17 protein-coding genes and 1 pseudogene are annotated in these 17,658 nt (G+C 64.7%); 11 read left to right on the forward strand and 7 right to left on the reverse strand.

Annotated features, from left to right (window positions below; genetic code table 11):
* Window positions 1–20: 20 nt before the first annotated feature.
* Window positions 21–125: pseudogene (locus DIE06_RS07775) on the reverse strand (MgtC/SapB family protein); the annotation flags it as partial.
* Window positions 126–345: 220 nt separating this feature from the next.
* Entirely contained in the window at window positions 346–1,020 is a 675-nt protein-coding gene (locus DIE06_RS07780) for an HAD family hydrolase (RefSeq protein WP_124660902.1), read from the reverse strand.
* 208 nt (window positions 1,021–1,228) lie between these two features.
* On the opposite strand from DIE06_RS07780, the gene DIE06_RS07785 reads away from it, so the two are divergent.
* Window positions 1,229–2,413, forward strand: coding sequence for a sugar transporter (locus tag DIE06_RS07785; RefSeq protein WP_124660903.1), 1,185 nt, complete (start codon window positions 1,229–1,231; stop codon window positions 2,411–2,413).
* Window positions 2,414–2,460: 47 nt separating this feature from the next.
* Here DIE06_RS07785 and DIE06_RS07790 read toward each other — a convergent pair whose 3' ends face one another.
* The gene (locus DIE06_RS07790) at window positions 2,461–3,597 is read right to left on the reverse strand and encodes an AraC family transcriptional regulator (protein WP_124660904.1); all 1,137 of its coding nucleotides are present in this window, start codon (window positions 3,595–3,597) and stop codon (window positions 2,461–2,463) included.
* Between the two features lie 246 nt (window positions 3,598–3,843).
* Here DIE06_RS07790 and DIE06_RS07795 point away from each other — a divergent pair, with 246 nt between their 5' ends.
* Window positions 3,844–4,566: an OmpW family protein gene (locus DIE06_RS07795; protein ID WP_260433550.1), complete on the forward strand. Its 723-nt coding sequence runs from the start codon at window positions 3,844–3,846 to the stop codon at window positions 4,564–4,566.
* 535 nt (window positions 4,567–5,101) lie between these two features.
* Here the strand turns inward: DIE06_RS07795 and DIE06_RS07800 are convergent.
* The 3 genes from DIE06_RS07800 to DIE06_RS07810 form a co-directional block, all read right to left on the reverse strand.
* Window positions 5,102–5,749 (reverse strand): hypothetical protein, encoded by a 648-nt coding sequence (locus tag DIE06_RS07800; protein ID WP_124660905.1) that lies wholly within the window; start codon window positions 5,747–5,749, stop codon window positions 5,102–5,104.
* 260 nt (window positions 5,750–6,009) lie between these two features.
* The gene (locus DIE06_RS07805; protein ID WP_124660906.1) at window positions 6,010–7,137 is read right to left on the reverse strand and encodes a sensor histidine kinase; all 1,128 of its coding nucleotides are present in this window, start codon (window positions 7,135–7,137) and stop codon (window positions 6,010–6,012) included.
* Between the two features lie 307 nt (window positions 7,138–7,444).
* Complete coding sequence (locus DIE06_RS07810) at window positions 7,445–8,248, reverse strand: hypothetical protein (protein ID WP_124660907.1); 804 nt, start codon at window positions 8,246–8,248, stop codon at window positions 7,445–7,447.
* 657 nt (window positions 8,249–8,905) lie between these two features.
* On the opposite strand from DIE06_RS07810, the gene DIE06_RS07815 reads away from it, so the two are divergent.
* The 9 genes from DIE06_RS07815 to DIE06_RS07855 all read left to right on the forward strand — a co-directional run bounded on the left by DIE06_RS07815 (window position 8,906) and on the right by DIE06_RS07855 (window position 16,675).
* Window positions 8,906–9,520 (forward strand): c-type cytochrome, encoded by a 615-nt coding sequence (locus DIE06_RS07815; protein WP_124660908.1) that lies wholly within the window; start codon window positions 8,906–8,908, stop codon window positions 9,518–9,520.
* Window positions 9,521–9,864: 344 nt separating this feature from the next.
* Window positions 9,865–11,001 (forward strand): muconate/chloromuconate family cycloisomerase, encoded by a 1,137-nt coding sequence (locus tag DIE06_RS07820; protein WP_124660909.1) that lies wholly within the window; start codon window positions 9,865–9,867, stop codon window positions 10,999–11,001.
* Window positions 11,002–11,036: 35 nt separating this feature from the next.
* Window positions 11,037–11,327 (forward strand): muconolactone Delta-isomerase, encoded by a 291-nt coding sequence (catC, locus tag DIE06_RS07825; RefSeq protein ID WP_059602461.1) that lies wholly within the window; start codon window positions 11,037–11,039, stop codon window positions 11,325–11,327.
* Window positions 11,328–11,401: 74 nt separating this feature from the next.
* Entirely contained in the window at window positions 11,402–12,346 is a 945-nt protein-coding gene (gene catA / locus DIE06_RS07830) for a catechol 1,2-dioxygenase (protein WP_124660910.1), read from the forward strand.
* Window positions 12,347–12,462: 116 nt separating this feature from the next.
* Window positions 12,463–13,821 (forward strand): Rieske 2Fe-2S domain-containing protein, encoded by a 1,359-nt coding sequence (locus tag DIE06_RS07835; protein ID WP_124660911.1) that lies wholly within the window; start codon window positions 12,463–12,465, stop codon window positions 13,819–13,821.
* Window positions 13,818–14,306 carry a benzoate 1,2-dioxygenase small subunit gene (gene benB, locus DIE06_RS07840; protein WP_124497708.1) on the forward strand — a complete coding sequence of 163 codons (489 nt, stop codon included), beginning with the start codon at window positions 13,818–13,820 and terminating at the stop codon, window positions 14,304–14,306. Before DIE06_RS07835 ends, benB begins: the two co-directional genes overlap by 4 nt.
* A 38-nt stretch (window positions 14,307–14,344) precedes the next feature.
* Window positions 14,345–15,367 (forward strand): benzoate 1,2-dioxygenase electron transfer component BenC, encoded by a 1,023-nt coding sequence (gene benC, locus DIE06_RS07845; RefSeq protein WP_124660912.1) that lies wholly within the window; start codon window positions 14,345–14,347, stop codon window positions 15,365–15,367.
* Window positions 15,364–16,140, forward strand: coding sequence for a benzoate diol dehydrogenase BenD (gene benD / locus DIE06_RS07850; RefSeq protein WP_124660913.1), 777 nt, complete (start codon window positions 15,364–15,366; stop codon window positions 16,138–16,140). Before benC ends, benD begins: the two co-directional genes overlap by 4 nt.
* Before the next feature lie 136 nt (window positions 16,141–16,276).
* Window positions 16,277–16,675, forward strand: coding sequence for a RidA family protein (locus tag DIE06_RS07855; RefSeq protein WP_124660914.1), 399 nt, complete (start codon window positions 16,277–16,279; stop codon window positions 16,673–16,675).
* Between the two features lie 142 nt (window positions 16,676–16,817).
* Here the strand turns inward: DIE06_RS07855 and DIE06_RS07860 are convergent, their stop codons facing one another.
* On the reverse strand, window positions 16,818–17,624 hold the full coding sequence (locus tag DIE06_RS07860; RefSeq protein ID WP_124660915.1) for an oxidoreductase: 807 nt from the start codon (window positions 17,622–17,624) through the stop codon (window positions 16,818–16,820).
* Between the last annotated feature and the right edge of the window lie 34 nt (window positions 17,625–17,658).

A 17,658-nucleotide genomic window follows, 5' to 3' on the forward strand; every position in this document is an offset into this window, starting at 1 on the left:
CGGCGCTGCTTTGCAGCGCCTCGCAGATCGCCGCAAATTCCGCGCCGCTCGCGTTCGAGCCCGATCACGCTGCCGGGCAGCGCGGCGAGCAGCAGGCGTCCGAGGAGTTCGATATGGCCGATCATCGTGGCCTCCTTATTGTGTCTCGTGTACCGGAGCGGTTCGATGCCCGGTTCGATGCCCAATAGGGACGCAAGGTGGGACGCAAGGTGCGTGCCGGGCCGGCCGATACCGGGCACGGCGCGTGCGCACCGGGCCCGCGGCGCGCGCGGCGATCATGCGGCGCGCATTTTTTGCATCGCCATCGCAGATAAGTACAAGGGGGCCAGGATGCAGCGGAACGGTCTACGGCCGCGCCGCGATCTCGTCCAGATGCCACAGCAGATCCGCCGGATCGTCATACACGCGCAGCGCGCCCGCGCGTTCCAGTTCGTCGCTGCCGTAGCCGCCCGACAGCAGCCCGACGCCCAGCGCTCGGCAGCGGCTCGCGGCGAGCATGTCCCAGATGCTGTCGCCGACCACGACCGTATGTTCGATCGGCACGTTCAGCTTCGCGGCGGCGGTCAGGAACAGGTCAGGGTCCGGCTTCGCGTACTTGACCTGGTCGCGCGTGACGACCACGTTCTTCACCGGATCGACGCCGAGCGCTTCGAGATTGATCGCGGCGGTTTCCATCCTCCCGCTCGTCGCGATCGCCCAGCGGATGCCCGCGTTCGACAGCGCGGCCAGCAGCTCGCGCGCGCCCGGCAGCGGCCGGACCTGCGCGCGCAGCCGCTGGTATGCGGCCGCATGCAGCCGCGCGAGCCGTTCGATGCGTTCGGCGTCGATGTCGCCGGCCGTCTCGCGCAGCAGCTGGTTCAGGAACAGGCCGCCGCTCATCCCGATCTTGCGGTGGATGCGCCACACCGACAGCTCGATGCCCTCGGCATCGAGCGCTTCCTTCCACGCGAGCACGTGCTGGTAGACGCTGTCGACGAGCGTGCCGTCGAGATCGAACAGAAATGACGTTTCAATGCGCATGTGAATCTCCTGGCCCGATGGCGTTCGGACGAATCGTCCGTCAAACCCGATTCGTCACATTATCGGCGCATGGCCGTGTCATCGCCATGTCGTGGCGACGCGGCGGCGCGGCGGTGCGGCCCGCCGCGGCGTGTCATATGCCGCTGGTACAATCGCGCCGATGCGCCGGGCCGGCTGCCCGCGCCGCCAACCTTCGTCGAATTCCCGTATGGCAACCCCGGACGCCGTCAGTTCCGAACAGTCGTGGTGGGGCGTTCTGGCCCTGGCACTCACTGCCTTCATCTTCAATACCACCGAGTTCGTGCCCGTCGCGCTGCTAAGCGCGATCGGCGACAGCCTGCAGATGCAGCCGACCGCCGTCGGCCTGATGCTGACGATCTACGCGTGGGCCGTCGCCGTCGTGTCGCTGCCGCTCACGTTCGTCACGCGTCACGTCGAGCGCCGCAAGCTGCTGAGCTGCGCGTTGCTGGTGTTCATCGGCAGCCATGTCGTGACCGGCGTCGCGTGGAATTTCACGGTGCTGATGATCGGCCGGCTCGGCATCGCGTGCGCGCACGCGGTGTTCTGGTCGATTTCCGTCCCGCTGGCCGTGCGGCTTGCGCCGAGCGACCGGAAAAGCCGCGCGCTCAGCCTGCTCGCGATGGGCACGGCGATCGCGATGGTCGCCGGCATTCCGCTCGGACGCGTGATCGGCGAGGCGCTCGGCTGGCGCGTCACGTTCCTCGTGATCGGCGGCGCGGCGGCCGTCGCGCTGCTGTTGCTGCGCGCGACGTTGCCGACGCTCCCGAGCCGGGGCGCCGGCTCGCTCGCCAGCATCGGGACGTTTCTCAGGAAGCCGGCGCTCGTGACGCTGTATGCGATCACCGTGCTGGTCGTATCCGCGCACTTCACGTCGTACACCTACATCGAGCCGTTCGTGCAGAGCGTCAATCATGCGAGCAGCAGCCGGATTACCTACGTGCTGATCCTGTTCGGCGTCGCCGGCATGCCGGCCGCGTTCTGCTTCAACCACGTGTTTCCGGAGCGGCCGGCCGACTTCCTGCTCGCGTCGATCATCGCGCTGTCGGCCTGCCTGCTGATCCTGTTTCCGAGCGCGCTGAACATCGTCACGCTGTCGGTTCACACGCTGGTGTGGGGCGGGGCGATCGTCTGCTTCGGTCTCGCGATGCAGGCGTGGGTACTGAAGCTGGCGCCCGACGCGACCGATCTCGCGGTGTCGATCTTTTCCGGGCTGTACAACGTCGGGATCGGCGCCGGTGCGCTGCTCGGCAACCATATCGCCGGAGAGTTCGGGCTGCCGTGGATCGGCACGTTCGGCGGGTTGGTCGGGATCTTCTCGGCCGGGATCGCGTGGGCCGCGTTGCGGCTGCACGAGCGGCGGGCGTTGGCGTAGCGTGCCGCTTCATCCGCCATGCCGGCGATAACGCCGCGCTGGCGGCATCAACCCGTCGTGCTCGACGGCCGCGGCGCCGGATCCGCGTTGCCGCGCACCTCGTTCGGCGTCATGCCGGTCCAGCGCTTGAATGCATGCCGGAAACTCGCGGCGTCGCTGAATCCCAATACCGATGCGATGTCGTCGGTGCTCAACGCGGTCGTGCCGAGATAATCGATCGCCAGTGCCCTGCGCACGCCCATCAGCAATTCGTTGTAGGACGTGCCCGCGGCGTCGAGCTTGCGGCGCAACGTCCTTGACGTCATATGCAGGGTTCCTGCGATCGCGTCGATGTCCGGGAATCTGCCGGGGATGCGTGTCAGTTCGTCGTAGACGCGCAGCGTGATTCCGGAGCGATCCTGGAGCTCGTCGAGCAGCTGCGCGCAGTGCCGCGAGACCTGGGCCGCCGTAATCGGGTGGGCAAGCTGCGGCGCCTGCGACAGCCACGCGGCGGGATAGCTCAATGCATGGCATTCCTGATCGAATGCAACCGGACAGTCGAGCGCTTCGGCAAGCAGTGCCGCATGGGCCGGTTGCCCGCAGGCAAACTGCGCGCGAGTCGGCACGCACCACGATCCCATCACGTCCTTGACGAAAGTTGCGTGAAGCACGAACTGCATGTCGAGCAGGAACGCGTACAGCCGCGTGTCGAGTTCGGGCAGCGCCACGTCTTCGCGGGCGGGGAAATGCCAGGACGCCAGATCGTCTTCCATGATCCAGCGAATGCCGAGCAGGCCGTTCGCGAGCCGGTGGAACCGGACTGCCGCGTCGAACGCTTCTCCCAGCGTTTCGGCGCACAGCGTCGCATACCCGTACATCCCGTAGCTCGACGCATGCAGCAACCTGCCGACCCGCACACCCAGGTCGGCGCCGGAATAGTGCCGGAGCGCATTGCGCACGGCCGTCAGGAATTGTTGCGCCGACGTGAGCGTGAACGGGTTCGACACGTCGTTCGGGGCGAGATCGGTCCCGGCGAGCACCGCGGACGTGTCGAGCTCCAGCTGCGCCGCGACTTCCATCAGCGCCGCGAGCTTCGACGGGGATGCGCGCTTTTCCGACAGGGTGGCCAGATCGACGGGCGACGACGGCAGGCCGGCGCCAGGGCCGGCTTGCGTCGGGGTCAATCGCGTGGTGCTGCTGCTCATCTCTGAATCAGGTCGTCGGTTCTCGTCGCGGCCCGGAATCGGGCAATGCCGGGCATCGATGCGCCGCAGGTTGCGTCCGCAGTGACGACCTTACGTCAATCTGCCGGTTGCGTGTGGTAGCGAGCGCGGACAATTTTCGCGTCCGTTTCAAACATTTCCAAAGCTCCGGTCGCCCGCCATAGTGGCTGCACGCCACGGCCGGCAAACGCGACCGTGTCGAGAAAACAAATAGGGAGATACCGTTCAATGAAGTCGATGAAACTGGCGGCGGCTGCCGCCATGCTGATTGTGAGTGCGGCAGCGCATGCGCAGTCCGCGGGCAGCAATGTGATGGGAGTGGGCTGGTTGAGAATCGCCCCGCAAACCTCGAGCGATCCGCTCGAGATCGGCGGGCACGCCGTGCCCGACACGGGCGCGAGCGTCGACAACGCCGACACGCTCGGCATCACCTTTACGCATTTCCTGACCGACAGGATCGCCGTGGAGACGGTCGCCGGCATTCCGCCGAAATTCAAGTTCTCGGGCACCGGTGTGCTTTCCGCCTCGGCGATCAATCCGCTCGGCGATGTCCGCCAGTGGAGTCCGGCGCTGCTGCTGAAATACTATTTCGGCCGCGCGGATGCCCATTGGAGACCCTATCTCGGCATCGGCGTCAGCTACATCTGGTTCACCAATGCGCATGTCGGTCCCGCGTTCCAGCAGGCGTTGAGCGCGCAATTGACGCGCGGGGCGACGACGGGGCTGTCGACGAGCGCGGACGTCGACAGCGCATGGTCGCCGGTCTTCAACGCGGGACTGAATTACCAGTTCGACAAGCATTGGTCGGCCGGGCTGTCCGTCTCGTACCTGCCGTTCGGGACGAAAGCCAATTTGACCACCCGGCTGCCGAACGGTGCGGTGGTCAAGAGCGTCGCGAAGATCACGCTGGATCCGCTGGTCACGCTGGTGTCGGTGAACTACGCATTCTGACCGGAATGCCGCGTTGCACACGTCGACGGCTTCCTCGAGCACCGCGACGTGCGCGCTCGCGTGCCAGCGGCCGTTGAAAGTCTGCCGCGCCAGACGTCTGCGTCGAAACGTGTCGTCTTGCTGCTGCTATCCATGTCCGCTCCTGAGGAAATTCCGACCGACCGGACCGGGCGTTGCGCCGCCCGACCGGCATGCGCGCGAGGGTAGGCGGGCGAGGCGAAACGGGGCTATCCGTTTTCTTTTTCCCACACGCCGGGGCCGCGCGGACTGGCGGGGCCATGGGGACATGTGTGCGGAAACTGAACAGTCGTTGCGCGGAGCGTTGCCGAACGCCGTCTGATGACACGGCAGGTATTACTGGTGCAGCAGTACCAGTGCCTTATCTGACAAGGCTGCACGCACAAAGCTACGCCGGGACCTACACCGCACTTTTGGGGACGGGCCGTTACCGACCCGAAGCAGCCGTCGGGCTATCCCGGAAGCAGCCGTTCGCGGGACGCAGAGCAGCGACAGGAGCAATCGTGGCTCCCCTTTCTTACGAGCTGCTCGTTCCTCCATTCAGCTGGCTCAAAGAACCCCAGATATAGAAAGTCGGGGTGCGCCGCCGAACCCCCAAACGATAGATGCCGATGCCGCTCGTGAGATGGCGATCACCTAGGTGCGGGGCCTGGAATTGCCACGCGTTCCATAGAACTTCTGATTCGTTGAACGCATAGCCGTCCTGCGCATAGCATACCGTCGGCGGCTTCTGGCTGCCCTTTGGACCGAAAGGCGCGAGGTAGATGGCTGATGTTTTTAGAAGCGAAGCATCATCGCTCGGGTTTTGATGGCCTCGTGCTTGGGCGATCTGTTGAGCCAGTTGCGATAGAGATTCGGGCCTTTGGTCATACCAGTTCAACGATTCGAACTGCGCGTAGGCCAAGGGAAGATCTGGCCTGTGAATGCTAGCCTCGAGCTCAGTGTATTCATCGGTTCGCAGATAGTGCGCTCGTGACAAAAACAAGGTGCGTCGCACGCGGTAGTAGCTAAAGGTGCCGGACAGGTTCTCCATGCCCCAGGCTTGCTTGTGTGGCCACCAAGCGTCATACATGACCACATCTGCATCAAACGCGATCACGCGAATAGGATGCTCTGTCCAGTCCGTTTGGAAAACAGCACCAAATTCAAGTGGAGGGTAGTTCATGTATGACTAGGCACCTCATACGGTTTCGTGACTGAGAGTGGCCAAAGACCCATACGCAATAGTCAACGATCTGGACGTTGAAGTCGACCGACCGCTTGTGGCCGACCCCGGAAGTTCGTCGTGGGCGCGGCTCGCCCCTCACCGTATCGACCGGCGAGCTTCCCGTCTCGACGGACGAATGACGGCTTTCCGGTCAGCACGTGTCCGCGTCGACCGACTGTTGAGGGGGCAACCTCGCTGCAATGAACATTGGCACGTTGTCAGGGTCCACCCGCACGAGGGAGTGACACTGAAAATGAGGTTCCCGTCTCGTCGGACCGTGCTTCGATCTCACCGTGATGGGCCTTGGCAATTTCGCTCGCAATATACAGCCCCAGTCCGAGACCGCCCGCCGGATCGGCTTTGCTCCGATGTTCCAGCCCGCGCATCAGAGGATCAAACATCCGTGCCAGCGTTGCGTGCTCGATGGCAGGTCCACGGTTACGAACGTCGATATGGATATGCGTTTCATCACATGTCACCTCCACGCGCACCGGGGTATCTTGTGCCCCGTACTTGAGGGCGTTGATCACAAGGTTTCCGAGCAATTGCTGCAACCGCTGGCCGTCCCAGACCCCCTGTGAATCACCCGTCACGTGCAGCTCAATCTGCCTGTCAGGATGAACGACACGCAATTCGTCCAGTTCTTCAGCGAGCACGTCCGCGAGATTGACAGTCGTGGGTATGACGTTGACACCCAAGCCCAGCCTGGTCCGATTGAAATCGCACAGATCGTCAAGCAACGCTTGCATCCGCGCTCCACTACGTATCAGGCGGCCTGCAGCGTCCGATACTCGCTCTCCGGCATTCAGTGCTTCCAGATACGACGCAGTCATCTGAATCGCCTGGAGCGGGCTGCGCATGTCATGCCCCAGCATGCCGAGCAGGAGATTGCGGCTCTGCTCGACCTGCGCGCTGAAAAAGCTGACAGATTCCGCAAGTGCCTGATCGATCGCCTCATTGAAGCGAATGACGTCGTCCAGATGGGGTGCGTCGGGCTCGCATTCGTCTATCCACAAGCGGAGTACGCTTGCGCGTAACGCGCGATATTCGGCGGCGAGCTGGTTGATATTGAAGCCAGCCCGAGCCCTCAGAAGGGCGTGCGTTTGCGCGGCTGTTTCGGTCGCATCGATCGGAGCGGGGGCTCGCCCTATTGATTTTTCGTACTGGGCTTCCCTGGTCTGCGCAGTCCCCAAATCTTTTGCAATGGCGCGCAGGATCTGCGGCGCATGATCGCGTAACGCCGACGGTTCCAAATTTGCCGCCACCGGCACGAGGGAACCGGCGAACACCTCCCATTGCGCCAGAATCGCTTCCGTGTGCCGCAAGATAAAGTCAGCAAGTCGCATGTGCGCGTCTCCGGGCGAAACGGGGCTTAGAATCCAATCGCCACCCTATGTTACGCGCAAATCATGGACGAACATCGACCGGAGGAGGCGCCAATTTCGGGGCAGGGCTAACCAGGAGCGGCCGTTCTCGCGGCGCAGCCGAACGTCTCAAATTGGCCGCATGGCGCCGTTACCGCATTGCAACGTACGGCAAAACAGGGAAAGCCGGTGATCCGACGATATTTGCAGGCAGTAACCGCCCGACGAGGCAACGGGCCATCGCTCATAACTCAGCCACGGCTGACGATCTGCTCAAGGTCAACTTCGGTCAGGGCTTCACATTCCCTTGCCTGGAGCCGATGGCCGCAGCAATGCGGCTTTGCGCAGCGACGAGTTGGTCATCCGTGGTCGCCACCAGCCACAGACGTGCCTGCTCCTCGATTTGGCGGTTGTGGTCCTTCAACGGGCCCATCGCGGCAGCGGCCTTCCAGACCACCGGGGCGATTCGGCTTTTCCTGCCTGACGGCGCGCCGACCAGCAGGCAGTAAGGTCCCAGCGGGAGCGATACAAACGGAAGTGCCGGACTGGCACGCACGCGCCAGTCGATGAAGGGCGTGTCGCCGATAAGCAGCGGCATGGGCAAGCCGTGGAGCACACTGAAATCGTACAGCGCCAGTTGCTCCCGCATGCCGGCGTAAATACGCCGGATGTCGTCGACAACCGCCGCGCGGATCTCGTCATCGAACATGGGTTCCTGCGCGTATCGGGCAAACGCCTTTCGAGCCTCCCATTGATATGCGCTGAACAGGCCAATCTCCACGCAGTCCTGCACTGCGCGCTGGACATCCGCTACAGAACCGGCTTCCTCCGGCGTACCCAACTGCGCGGCCCGCAAAAACCGGGCAAGTCCAGCCTCCTGGATCGCAGGACCCTCCGCAGATGCATCGTCTTCAGCGCCCTTGCCAAGGGGCACATAGATATATTTCTCGGCCGCGAAATGCGACTTCTTGCCCTCGTCAAACCTGATTTCGCCATCAACGCAGTCCAGATAGCGAGTGCCGATTCGACCATGCTCCCATACCCAATTTTTCAGGAGCGGACGTAGTGGATGCAGTCTGTCGTGATCGGTCATGGAAGCCTCCGGGTTGCCCAGTATAGTTCCAAGTTGTCGATTGTTTCGTGGAGGACATGGCGATCAATCGATCCGCTACCGCCGTTGGAACCCGCGCAGCCGCGACGGCTGTTTAACCGGATATCAGTGGCCCCGTGCCTACGCGACCCAAAACTGCCCTTCGACCGGGAGAAGTTCCACCGGCCAGTTCCAAAGGAACAACGCTCATTTGCATCCCTCAACTAGCCGGCTAATGCTCGGCCGTTGCGGTCAATCGCGTGGTATTTGATGCCACCCATTCGCGAATGACTGCTTCCGTGAAAGCGCTATGCCAGTGGTCGGACCCACGGGGGCGACTCAGCCGGGGTTCACGGCCGTCCGTTGAGCACACATGCGACGGCGGGGCAATTTTTGCTGCACCGCCAAAATGAACAAGCCGAACCTGTGGCGGAAAGAGCCATGCCGGAGCGCTCCACGAACCGGCTCGCCCGCGATCTCGACACTCGAGACCTGCCACTCAAGCCCCGCTGCTCGCGGCAACCAACGCATACCGTCCACATATGCGGCAGAACACGTCCGCCTTCAACTTTCCCTATGCGTTGAGTTCGGAAAGAACATATTCTGCCCAGTAGGGTTGATATCTTCCGTCCGCTCGACTTGAGGACAAGGCTGATAAAAATGATGCTCGGTCCACGAATCCCCTTGATCGCATTGCTTGCCGCCGCTGGCCTCACCTCGACGCCAGCCGTCGCACAAAGCCAGGATGGCGCCCGCATCGCCATGCAGATTTGTTCCGGCTGCCACGGTGTAGGCGGGCGTAGCGAATCGCCGATGTTTCCGAAGCTCAATGCGCAGACACCCGAATACATCGAATCCCAGTTGAAGGGATTCCGCGATCACGCGCGCGGCGAAAACACCGCCCGCGATTACATGTGGGGTATGGCCGCGCTGCTGGACGCCGGCGCCGTCAAATCGCTGGCCGACTATTTCTCGCACCAGCCGGCAACGCGCGGCGCGACTGGCGATGCCACCTTGATGGCCAGAGGGCAGGAGATCTTCGAACGCGGCGTGCCGGATAAGGGCGTGCCAGCTTGCGCATCCTGTCACGGCGCAGAGGCTCAGGGGGCCGGCACATTCCCGCGGCTGGCCGGGCAACATCAAGAGTATCTATTGCATCAGATCGCGGTTTTCAAGAATGGTACGCGTGGCAATGCGCCGGTGATGAGCGCAGTGGCGCATACCTTGAATGACGAGCAGGCCAAGGCCGTCGCGGTCTATCTGCAATCCAAGTAGGATTTTCCGCGCATGGCGGGGTTGGCCGGACGGCCAACCCCGCCATAAGGAAAACCCTGATCGACTCAGGCAGACCGCCGGTTTCAGCCAGATTCCCCACCGCTGAAAGCAGCCGCATCGCACGCCCGCCCAAGCGATGCCCCGAACCCGCGCGACCGCGCTCCAGCAAGCCTCTCCGCCCGCATATCTAGCCAAAAAAGGTATGGCGCACCGCAATATTCCGCGTCCAGACCGGAATTTCAATACCTCCCAGGTATCAAAAAACGAGACCAAAAGTATTGGACGGTCCATTTCCCCGCCGCGTATAAATCCGTTCCATGAACTTCCCACACGCAGCGTGCCCCATGTCTCCAGTCACCATCGAACGCATTGAAACCCGCCTCGTCGACCTGCCGACGATCCGTCCGCACAAGCTGTCGGTCGCCACGATGCACGGCCAGACGCTGATGCTGGTGAAGGTGACCTGCAGCGACGGCGTGACGGGCCTCGGCGAAGGCACGACGATCGCCGGGATGGCCTACGGCCCGGAAAGCCCGGAAGCGATGAAGCTCGCGATCGACGCGTATCTCGCGCCGGCGATCATCGGCCGTGACGCCACGCGCATCCAGGCGCTGATGGCGTTCCTCGGCAAGCTCGCGAAGGTCAATCACTTCGCGAAGAGCGCGCTCGAAACCGCGCTGCTCGACGCGCACGGCAAGCGCCTCGGCGTGCCGGTCAGTGAACTGCTCGGCGGTCGCCGGCGTGATCGCCTGCCGGTTGCCTGGACGCTCGCATCGGGCAACACGGCGACCGATATCGCCGAAGCTGAACGGATGCTCGACCTGCGCCGCCACAACGTGTTCAAGCTGAAGATCGGCGCGAAGGCGCTCGACGCGGACATCCGGCACGTGGCCGAGATCAAGCGGGCGGTCGGCGAGCGCGCGTCGGTGCGCGTCGACGTGAACATGGCATGGAGCGAAACGCAGGCGGCGCGCGCGATTCCGGCACTGGCCGATGCCGGCTGCGAGCTGGTCGAGCAGCCGGTCGCATCGGCCGCGGCGCTCGCGCGGCTGATGCGCCGCTTCCCGGTCGCGCTGATGGCCGATGAAATCCTGCAGGGCCCGGACAGCGCGTTCGAGATCGCGAAGCATCACGGCGCGGACGTGTTCGCGATCAAGATCGAGCAGAGCGGCGGCCTCTTTGCCGCGCAGCGCGTCGCGGCGATCGCCGATGCGGCCGGCATCGAGCTGTACGGCGGCACGATGCTCGAAGGCGCGTTCAGCACGGTCGCGTCCGCGCATCTGTTCGCGAGCTTCGCGAACCTGCAGTGGGGCACCGAACTGTTCGGACCGCTACTGATCACCGAGGAAATCCTCGCGACCCCGCTCGACTACAGCGATTTCGAGCTGACCGTGCCGAGCGGCCCGGGCCTCGGCATCGAGCTCGACGAAGCGAAGGTCGCACGCTTCACTCGCGACGGGCTGACGAAAGTCTCCCGCTGACCCGCGCCAACTCGATTACGTATCAGGACATCACGATGCTTTTCCACGTACGCATGGACGTCAACCTCCCGGCCGACATGCCGGCCGGGGTGGCCGACGAGATCAAGACCCGCGAGAAGGCGTATTCGCAGGACCTGCAGCGCAGCGGCAAGTGGCGCCATATCTGGCGCATCGCCGGCGAGTACGCGAACTACAGCGTGTTCGACGTGTCGGGCAACGCCGAGCTGCACGAGATCCTGACCGGCCTGCCGCTGTTCCCGTACATGAAGATTTCGGTGACGCCGTTGTGTCGCCACCCGTCGTCGATTCACGACGGCGACGTTTGAGCCACGGAGCCGCTTCGTCCGCGACAGCGAGCACCCCGGGTCACTTTTCCCCTAATACACGTGGAGACACCATCATGAGCGTCAAAGTTTTCGATACGAAAGAAGTGCAGGATCTGCTGAAGGCCGCGTCGAACGCGAACGCCAATGGCACCAGCGGCGGCGACGCGCGCACGCAGCAGGTCGTGCTGCGGCTGCTCGGCGACCTGTTCAAGGCGATCGACGATCTCGACATCACGCCCGACGAAGTGTGGGCCGGCGTGAACTACCTGAACAAGCTCGGCCAGGACGGCGAAGCGGCGCTGCTCGCGGCCGGCCTCGGCCTCGAGAAGTATCTCGACATCCGGATGGATGCCGAGGACGAGGCGATCGGCCTCGAAGGCGGCACGCCGCGCACGATCGAAGGCCCGCTGTACGTCGGCGGCGCGCCGGTGCGCGACGGCGTCGCGAAGATCGACCTCGACGCGGACGAAGGCGCGGGCCCGCTGGTGATCCACGGCACGGTCACGGGGCTCGACGGCAAGCCGGTGGCCGGCGCGCTGGTCGAGTGCTGGCACGCGAACTCGCACGGCTTCTATTCGCACTTCGACCCGACCGGCGCGCAGAGCGACTTCAACCTGCGCGGCGCGGTGAAGACGGGCGCGGACGGCAAGTACGAATTCCGCACGCTGATGCCGGTCGGCTACGGCTGCCCGCCGCAGGGCGCGACGCAGCAGCTGCTCGACCGCCTCGGCCGTCACGGCAACCGCCCGGCGCACGTGCACTTCTTCGTGACCAGCGACGGCCACCGCAAGCTGACGACGCAGTTCAACATCGACGGCGACCCGCTGATCTGGGATGACTTCGCGTATGCGACGCGCGAGGAGCTGATTCCGCCCGTCACCGGCAAGACCGGCGGCGCCGCGCTCGGGCTGAAGGCCGACGCGTACCAGGACATCGAGTTCAACTTCGTCCTGACGCCGCGCGTCGAGGGCAAGGACAACCAGATCGTCGAACGCCTGCGCGCTTCCGCCACGGCATAACCACCCGACGGCACGGCGGCGCGCCTGCGCCGCCGCCGGCCGGGTCCCCGCAAGATTCAATCGATACCGATGCGAGCGTGCTTGCAGGACCCGGCACGCGCACAGGAGGAACCAACATGTCCGCCACGATCGACCCCACCACCGAACTGGACCACCTGCTCGCCACCGCGGTGCAGGACGACAAGGAGGCCGGCGTTTTCCGCTGCCGCCGCGACATCTTCACGAACGAGGCGCTGTACGAGCTCGAGATGAAGCACATCTTCGAGCGCAACTGGGTGTACCTCGCGCACGAGAGCCAGATCCCGAACAACAACGATTACTACACGACGTGGATCGGCCGCCAGCCGGTCGTCATCACGCGCGACAAGACCGGCGAGCTGCACGCGGTGATCAATGCCTGCGCGCACAAGGGCGCGATGCTGTGCCGCCGCAAGCACGGCAACAAGGGCAGCTTCACGTGCCCGTTCCACGGCTGGACCTTCTCGAACACCGGCAAGCTGCTGAAGGTGAAGGACGAGAAGACGACCGAGTATCCGGTGCAGTTCAACACGCACGGCTCGCACGACCTGAAGAAGGTCGCGCGCTTCCAGAACTATCGCGGCTTCCTGTTCGGCAGCCTCAGCGATGACGTGCTGCCGCTGGAGGACTACCTCGGCGAGGCGCGCGTGATCATCGACCAGATCGTCGACCAGGCGCCGGACGGGCTCGAAGTGCTGCGCGGCAACTCCTCCTACATCTATGAAGGCAACTGGAAGATGCAGATGGAGAACGGCTGCGACGGCTACCACGTGAGCACCGTGCACTGGAACTACGCGGCGACGATGGGCCGCCGCAAGGAAGACGGCACCAAGGCCGTCGACGCGAACAGCTGGAGCAAGTCGGTCGCGGGCGTGTACGGCTTCGACAACGGCCACATCCTGCTGTGGACCAAGACGATGAACCCGGAAGTGCGGCCCGTGTATCAGCACCGTGAAGAAATCAAGGCGCGCGTCGGCGAAGTGCAGGCCGACTTCATCGTGAACCAGACGCGCAACCTGTGCGTGTACCCGAACGTGTTCCTGATGGACCAGTTCAGCACGCAGATCCGCGTGGTGCGTCCGCTCGGCGTCGACAAGACCGAAGTCAGCATCTTCTGCTTCGCGCCGAAGGGCGAGAGCGAAGCCGACCGCACGACGCGGATTCGCCAGTACGAGGATTTCTTCAACGTGACCGGGATGGGCACGGCCGACGACCTCGAGGAATTCCGCGCATGCCAGGCCGGCTACGCGGGCATCACGGCGATGTGGAACGACCTGTCGCGCGGCGCGCCGCTGTGGATCGACGGGCCGGACGAGAACGCGAAAAGGATGGGGCTGAACCCGCGCATGTCGGGCGAGCGCAGCGAGGATGAAGGGCTGTTCGTGTGCCAGCACGAACACTGGGTGCACGTGATGCGCGATGCACTGAAGCAGGAACGCGGGGAGGTGGCGGCATGAACATCGATTACCGGACCATTTGCGCGGCGCTGTACCGCGAAGCGCGCCTGCTCGACGATCGCGAGTGGGACGCGTGGCTCACCTGCTACACGGAGGACGTCACGTACTGGATGCCCGCGTGGGACGACGACGACCGGCCGACCGACGATCCGCACAGCCAGATCTCGCTGATGTACTACGCGGATCGCGGCGGCCTCGAGGATCGCGTGTTCCGGATCAAGACCGAGCGCAGTGGCGCGTCGACGCCCGAGCCGCGCACCAGCCACAACGTGACGAACGTCGAGGTGCTGGCCGAGCGCGACGGCGAGGTGGACGTGCGCTACAACTTCCACACGCTGAACCACCGCTACCGCGTGACCGATCACTTCTTCGGCACGATGTTCGTCACGTTGCGCCGCTCGGGCGACGCGCTGCTGATCTCGAACAAGAAGATCGTGCTGAAGAACGACTACATCCGGCAGGTGCTCGACGTGTACCACGTCTGACGCCGATTGTTTCGACAGTAACAGAGGGAGACGAGGTCATGTCCACCTACAAGATTGCACTGAACTTCGAGGACGGGGTCACCCGCTTCATCGACTGCAAGGCCGGCGAGAAGGTGCTCGACGCCGCGTTTCGCGCCAAGATCAACCTGCCGATGGACTGCTCCGACGGCGTGTGCGGCACCTGCAAGTGCCGCGCGGAAAGCGGCAGCTACGACCTCGGCGACGACTACATCGACGACGCGCTCACCGAGGACGAGAAGGACGGCGGCCTCGTGCTGACCTGCCAGATGGTGCCGCAAAGCGATTGCGTGATCGCGGTGCCGACGTCGTCGGTTGCGTGCAAGACCGGGCACAGCGCGTTTGCCGCGACCGTGACGAAGGTCGAGCCACACAATGACGCGGCGATCGTGCTCGAGCTCGACGTCGACGCGGCCGCTCCGGTGTTCCTGCCGGGCCAGTACGTGAACATCGGCGTGCCGGGCAGCGGCCAGCACCGGTCGTACTCGTTCTCGTCCGCGCCCGGCGACGCGAAGGTCGGCTTCCTGATCAAGAAGATTCCGGGCGGCGTGATGAGCACGTGGCTCGAATCGGCCAAGCCCGGCGACACGCTCGAACTGAACGGGCCGCTCGGCAGCTTCTACCTGCGCGACGTGCAGCGGCCACTGCTGTTCCTCGCGGGCGGCACGGGCCTCGCGCCGTTCCTGGCGATGCTCGAGGTGCTCGCGCGCAGCGGCTCGCAGCAGAAGGTGCACCTGATCTATGGCGTCACGCGCGATCTCGACCTGGTGCTGGTCGACGCGATCGAAGCGTATGCGGCGAAGCTGCCGAACTTCAGCTTTGCGACGGTCGTCGCCGATGCGGCGTCGAGCCACGAACGCAGGGGCTGGGTCACGCAGCACATTCCGGCCGATGCACTGAACGACGGCGACGTGGACGTCTACCTGTGCGGACCGCCGCCGATGGTCGACGCGGTGCGCCAGTACTTCGACGATCAAGGCGTGAAGCCCAACAGCTTCCACTACGAGAAGTTCACCCCGAACGTGACGGCAAAGGCGGCATGACCATGCAACGATTCTCCGGAAAGGTGGTCGTCGTCACCGGCGCGGCGCAGGGCATCGGCCGCGGCGTCGCGCTGCGCGCGGCGGCCGAGGGCGGCAAGGTGCTGTTCGTCGATCGCGCGGACTTCGTGGCCGAGGTGGCCGCGGAGGCGCCGGGCGGTAATACGGCCGGGTTCGTCGCCGATCTCGAAACGTACGAAGGCGCGCATGCGGCGATCGCGTACGCGGTGCACACGTTCGGCGGCATCGACGTCCTGATCAACGGCGTGGGCGGCGCGATCCGGATGCGGCCGTTCGCCGAATTCGAACCGGCACAGATCGATGCCGAAATCCGCCGTTCGCTGATGCCGACGCTCTATACCTGTCATGCCGTGCTGCCGCATCTGATCGCGCGCGGCGGCGGCACGATCGTCAACGTGTCGTCGAACGCGACGCGCGGGATTCGCCGCGTGCCGTATTCGGCCGCGAAAGGCGGTGTGAATGCGCTGACGGCCGCGCTCGCGATGGAATACGCGGAGCACGACATCCGGGTCGTGGCCACCGCGCCGGGCGGCACGAGCGCGCCGCCGCGCCGCGTGCCGCGCAATGCGGCCGGCGACAACGAACAGGAACAGGCGTGGATGGCCGAGGCGGTGCGGCAGGTGACCGACTCGACGTTCTTGAAGCGCTATGGAACCCTCGACGAACAGATCGCGCCGATCCTGTTCCTCGCGTCGGACGAGGCGAGCTACATCACCGGCACGGTGCTGCCGGTCGCGGGTGGCGATACGGGTTGAACGGCTGGGTTGCGCGGCGGCGGCTTGCCGAACCTCGTGCCGCAGACGTGCGCGTGCACCTGCCGCGGCCGCGCGTGCACGCTTTCGAACAATCATATGACCGGCCGGCGCCGCGAGCCCGGCCACGGAGACACTCATGCCCAAGCGCGAAGCCATCATCCCCGCCGGAATGGAAGCCGTGTACGAAAAAATCGGCTATGCGCCGGCGGTCAAGGTCGGCGATACCCTGTACGTGTCCGGCCAGATCGGCCGCGACGCCGCGATGCAACTGGTGGAAGACCGCGAAGCGCAGATCGTGCAGGCGTTCGAGAACCTGAAGCGCGTGCTGGAAGCGGGCGGCGCGTCGCTCGACGACGTGGTCGACCTGACGACCTTCCATACCGACATGCGCGACCTGCCGCTGTTCATGGAGGTGCGCGACCGCTACCTCAGCGCGCATCCGAGGCCGGCGTGGACGGCGGTCGGCGCGCACATGCTGGGCGGTTCGCCCGGCTATATCGTCGAGATCAAGGCGGTGGCGGTGCTGCAGCGGTGATCGCGCATCGCGGTTAGCGATGCGCGGGGCCGGCGGCGCGCGTGCGTACCGCCGGTACGGCTGGGCGCGGAGCGAACCCGTCGACCGCATTCGTCGTGCGATTCATCCTGACGCCATCGACATGGCGCGGAGCGGGGCCGTGTCACGCGAGCCGGAATTTTTTCCGCAGGCTCGCATCGACCGGGCCGGCCGGCATGAAGCGTCGCAACTTGCGCAACAGCGACGCCTCGCCGTTCGGCGTATGCCGCATCCGCCACGCGCCGAGCGCCGCGTCGACGAGGGTGGCGGCCACGCCCTCGGGGTGCGGCGCGGTTTTCACGCCGTCGACGACCGCGCGCGACGCAAGCGTGCGCTCGCGGTCGTAAGCGGCGATCGGCGCGCTTGCCTGCGGCGCGTTGACGTCCAGGTTGGTCCGCGTAAACGACGGCTCGACCAGCGTCGCGCGAACGCCGAACTGGCGCAGCTCGTGATCGAGCGTTTCGGTCAGGCCTTCCACCGCATGTTTGGATGCCGAATAGAGTCCCATGTACGGCGCCGGCAGGAAGCCGAGCACCGAGCTGACATTGACGATCCGGCCGCGCCGTTGCGCCCGCATGTGCGGAAGCACCGCATGGGTCGTACGCAGGATGCTGAACACGTTGGTGTCGAACAGGGCCGTTGCTTCGTCCACCGACGTTTCCTCCACCGCGCCGATCAGGCTCATGCCCGCATTGTTGACGAGCACGTCGATACGCGCGGCGCGGTCGATGATCGTCTGGATTCCGGATCGAACGGACGCGTCGTCACGCACGTCCATCTCGATCAGCTCGACGCCGGCCAACGACTTCGTTTTTTCAATGCTGCGCACGGTGCCGAACACGCGGCAGCCGCGTTTGGCGAATCGTTCTGCGGCGACGCGCCCGATGCCCGACGACACGCCGGTCACGACGACAACGGTGGAGTTCGACATGGCTGTTTCCTTCGATACGGTGAATGGGGGGTAA

Source organism: Burkholderia sp. Bp8998, assembly GCF_003854235.1.
Lineage (GTDB): Bacteria > Pseudomonadota > Gammaproteobacteria > Burkholderiales > Burkholderiaceae > Burkholderia.

What these genes read in the sequence shown, in the direction of transcription:
- DIE06_RS07795 (WP_260433550.1), top strand. Translation starts at nt 3,844, where the DNA reads ATGAAGTCGATGAAACTGGCGGCGGCTGCCGCCATGCTGATTGTGAGT.
- DIE06_RS07785 (WP_124660903.1), top strand. Translation starts at nt 1,229, where the DNA reads ATGGCAACCCCGGACGCCGTCAGTTCCGAACAGTCGTGGTGGGGCGTT.
- DIE06_RS07855 (WP_124660914.1), top strand. Translation starts at nt 16,277, where the DNA reads ATGCCCAAGCGCGAAGCCATCATCCCCGCCGGAATGGAAGCCGTGTAC.
- DIE06_RS07835 (WP_124660911.1), top strand. Translation starts at nt 12,463, where the DNA reads ATGTCCGCCACGATCGACCCCACCACCGAACTGGACCACCTGCTCGCC.
- benD (WP_124660913.1), top strand. Translation starts at nt 15,364, where the DNA reads ATGACCATGCAACGATTCTCCGGAAAGGTGGTCGTCGTCACCGGCGCG.
- DIE06_RS07815 (WP_124660908.1), top strand. Translation starts at nt 8,906, where the DNA reads ATGATGCTCGGTCCACGAATCCCCTTGATCGCATTGCTTGCCGCCGCT.
- DIE06_RS07810 (WP_124660907.1), bottom strand. Translation starts at nt 8,248, where the DNA reads ATGACCGATCACGACAGACTGCATCCACTACGTCCGCTCCTGAAAAAT.
- DIE06_RS07800 (WP_124660905.1), bottom strand. Translation starts at nt 5,749, where the DNA reads ATGAACTACCCTCCACTTGAATTTGGTGCTGTTTTCCAAACGGACTGG.
- benC (WP_124660912.1), top strand. Translation starts at nt 14,345, where the DNA reads ATGTCCACCTACAAGATTGCACTGAACTTCGAGGACGGGGTCACCCGC.
- DIE06_RS07820 (WP_124660909.1), top strand. Translation starts at nt 9,865, where the DNA reads ATGTCTCCAGTCACCATCGAACGCATTGAAACCCGCCTCGTCGACCTG.
- DIE06_RS07780 (WP_124660902.1), bottom strand. Translation starts at nt 1,020, where the DNA reads ATGCGCATTGAAACGTCATTTCTGTTCGATCTCGACGGCACGCTCGTC.
- catC (WP_059602461.1), top strand. Translation starts at nt 11,037, where the DNA reads ATGCTTTTCCACGTACGCATGGACGTCAACCTCCCGGCCGACATGCCG.
- DIE06_RS07860 (WP_124660915.1), bottom strand. Translation starts at nt 17,624, where the DNA reads ATGTCGAACTCCACCGTTGTCGTCGTGACCGGCGTGTCGTCGGGCATC.
- catA (WP_124660910.1), top strand. Translation starts at nt 11,402, where the DNA reads ATGAGCGTCAAAGTTTTCGATACGAAAGAAGTGCAGGATCTGCTGAAG.
- benB (WP_124497708.1), top strand. Translation starts at nt 13,818, where the DNA reads ATGAACATCGATTACCGGACCATTTGCGCGGCGCTGTACCGCGAAGCG.
- DIE06_RS07790 (WP_124660904.1), bottom strand. Translation starts at nt 3,597, where the DNA reads ATGAGCAGCAGCACCACGCGATTGACCCCGACGCAAGCCGGCCCTGGC.
- DIE06_RS07805 (WP_124660906.1), bottom strand. Translation starts at nt 7,137, where the DNA reads ATGCGACTTGCTGACTTTATCTTGCGGCACACGGAAGCGATTCTGGCG.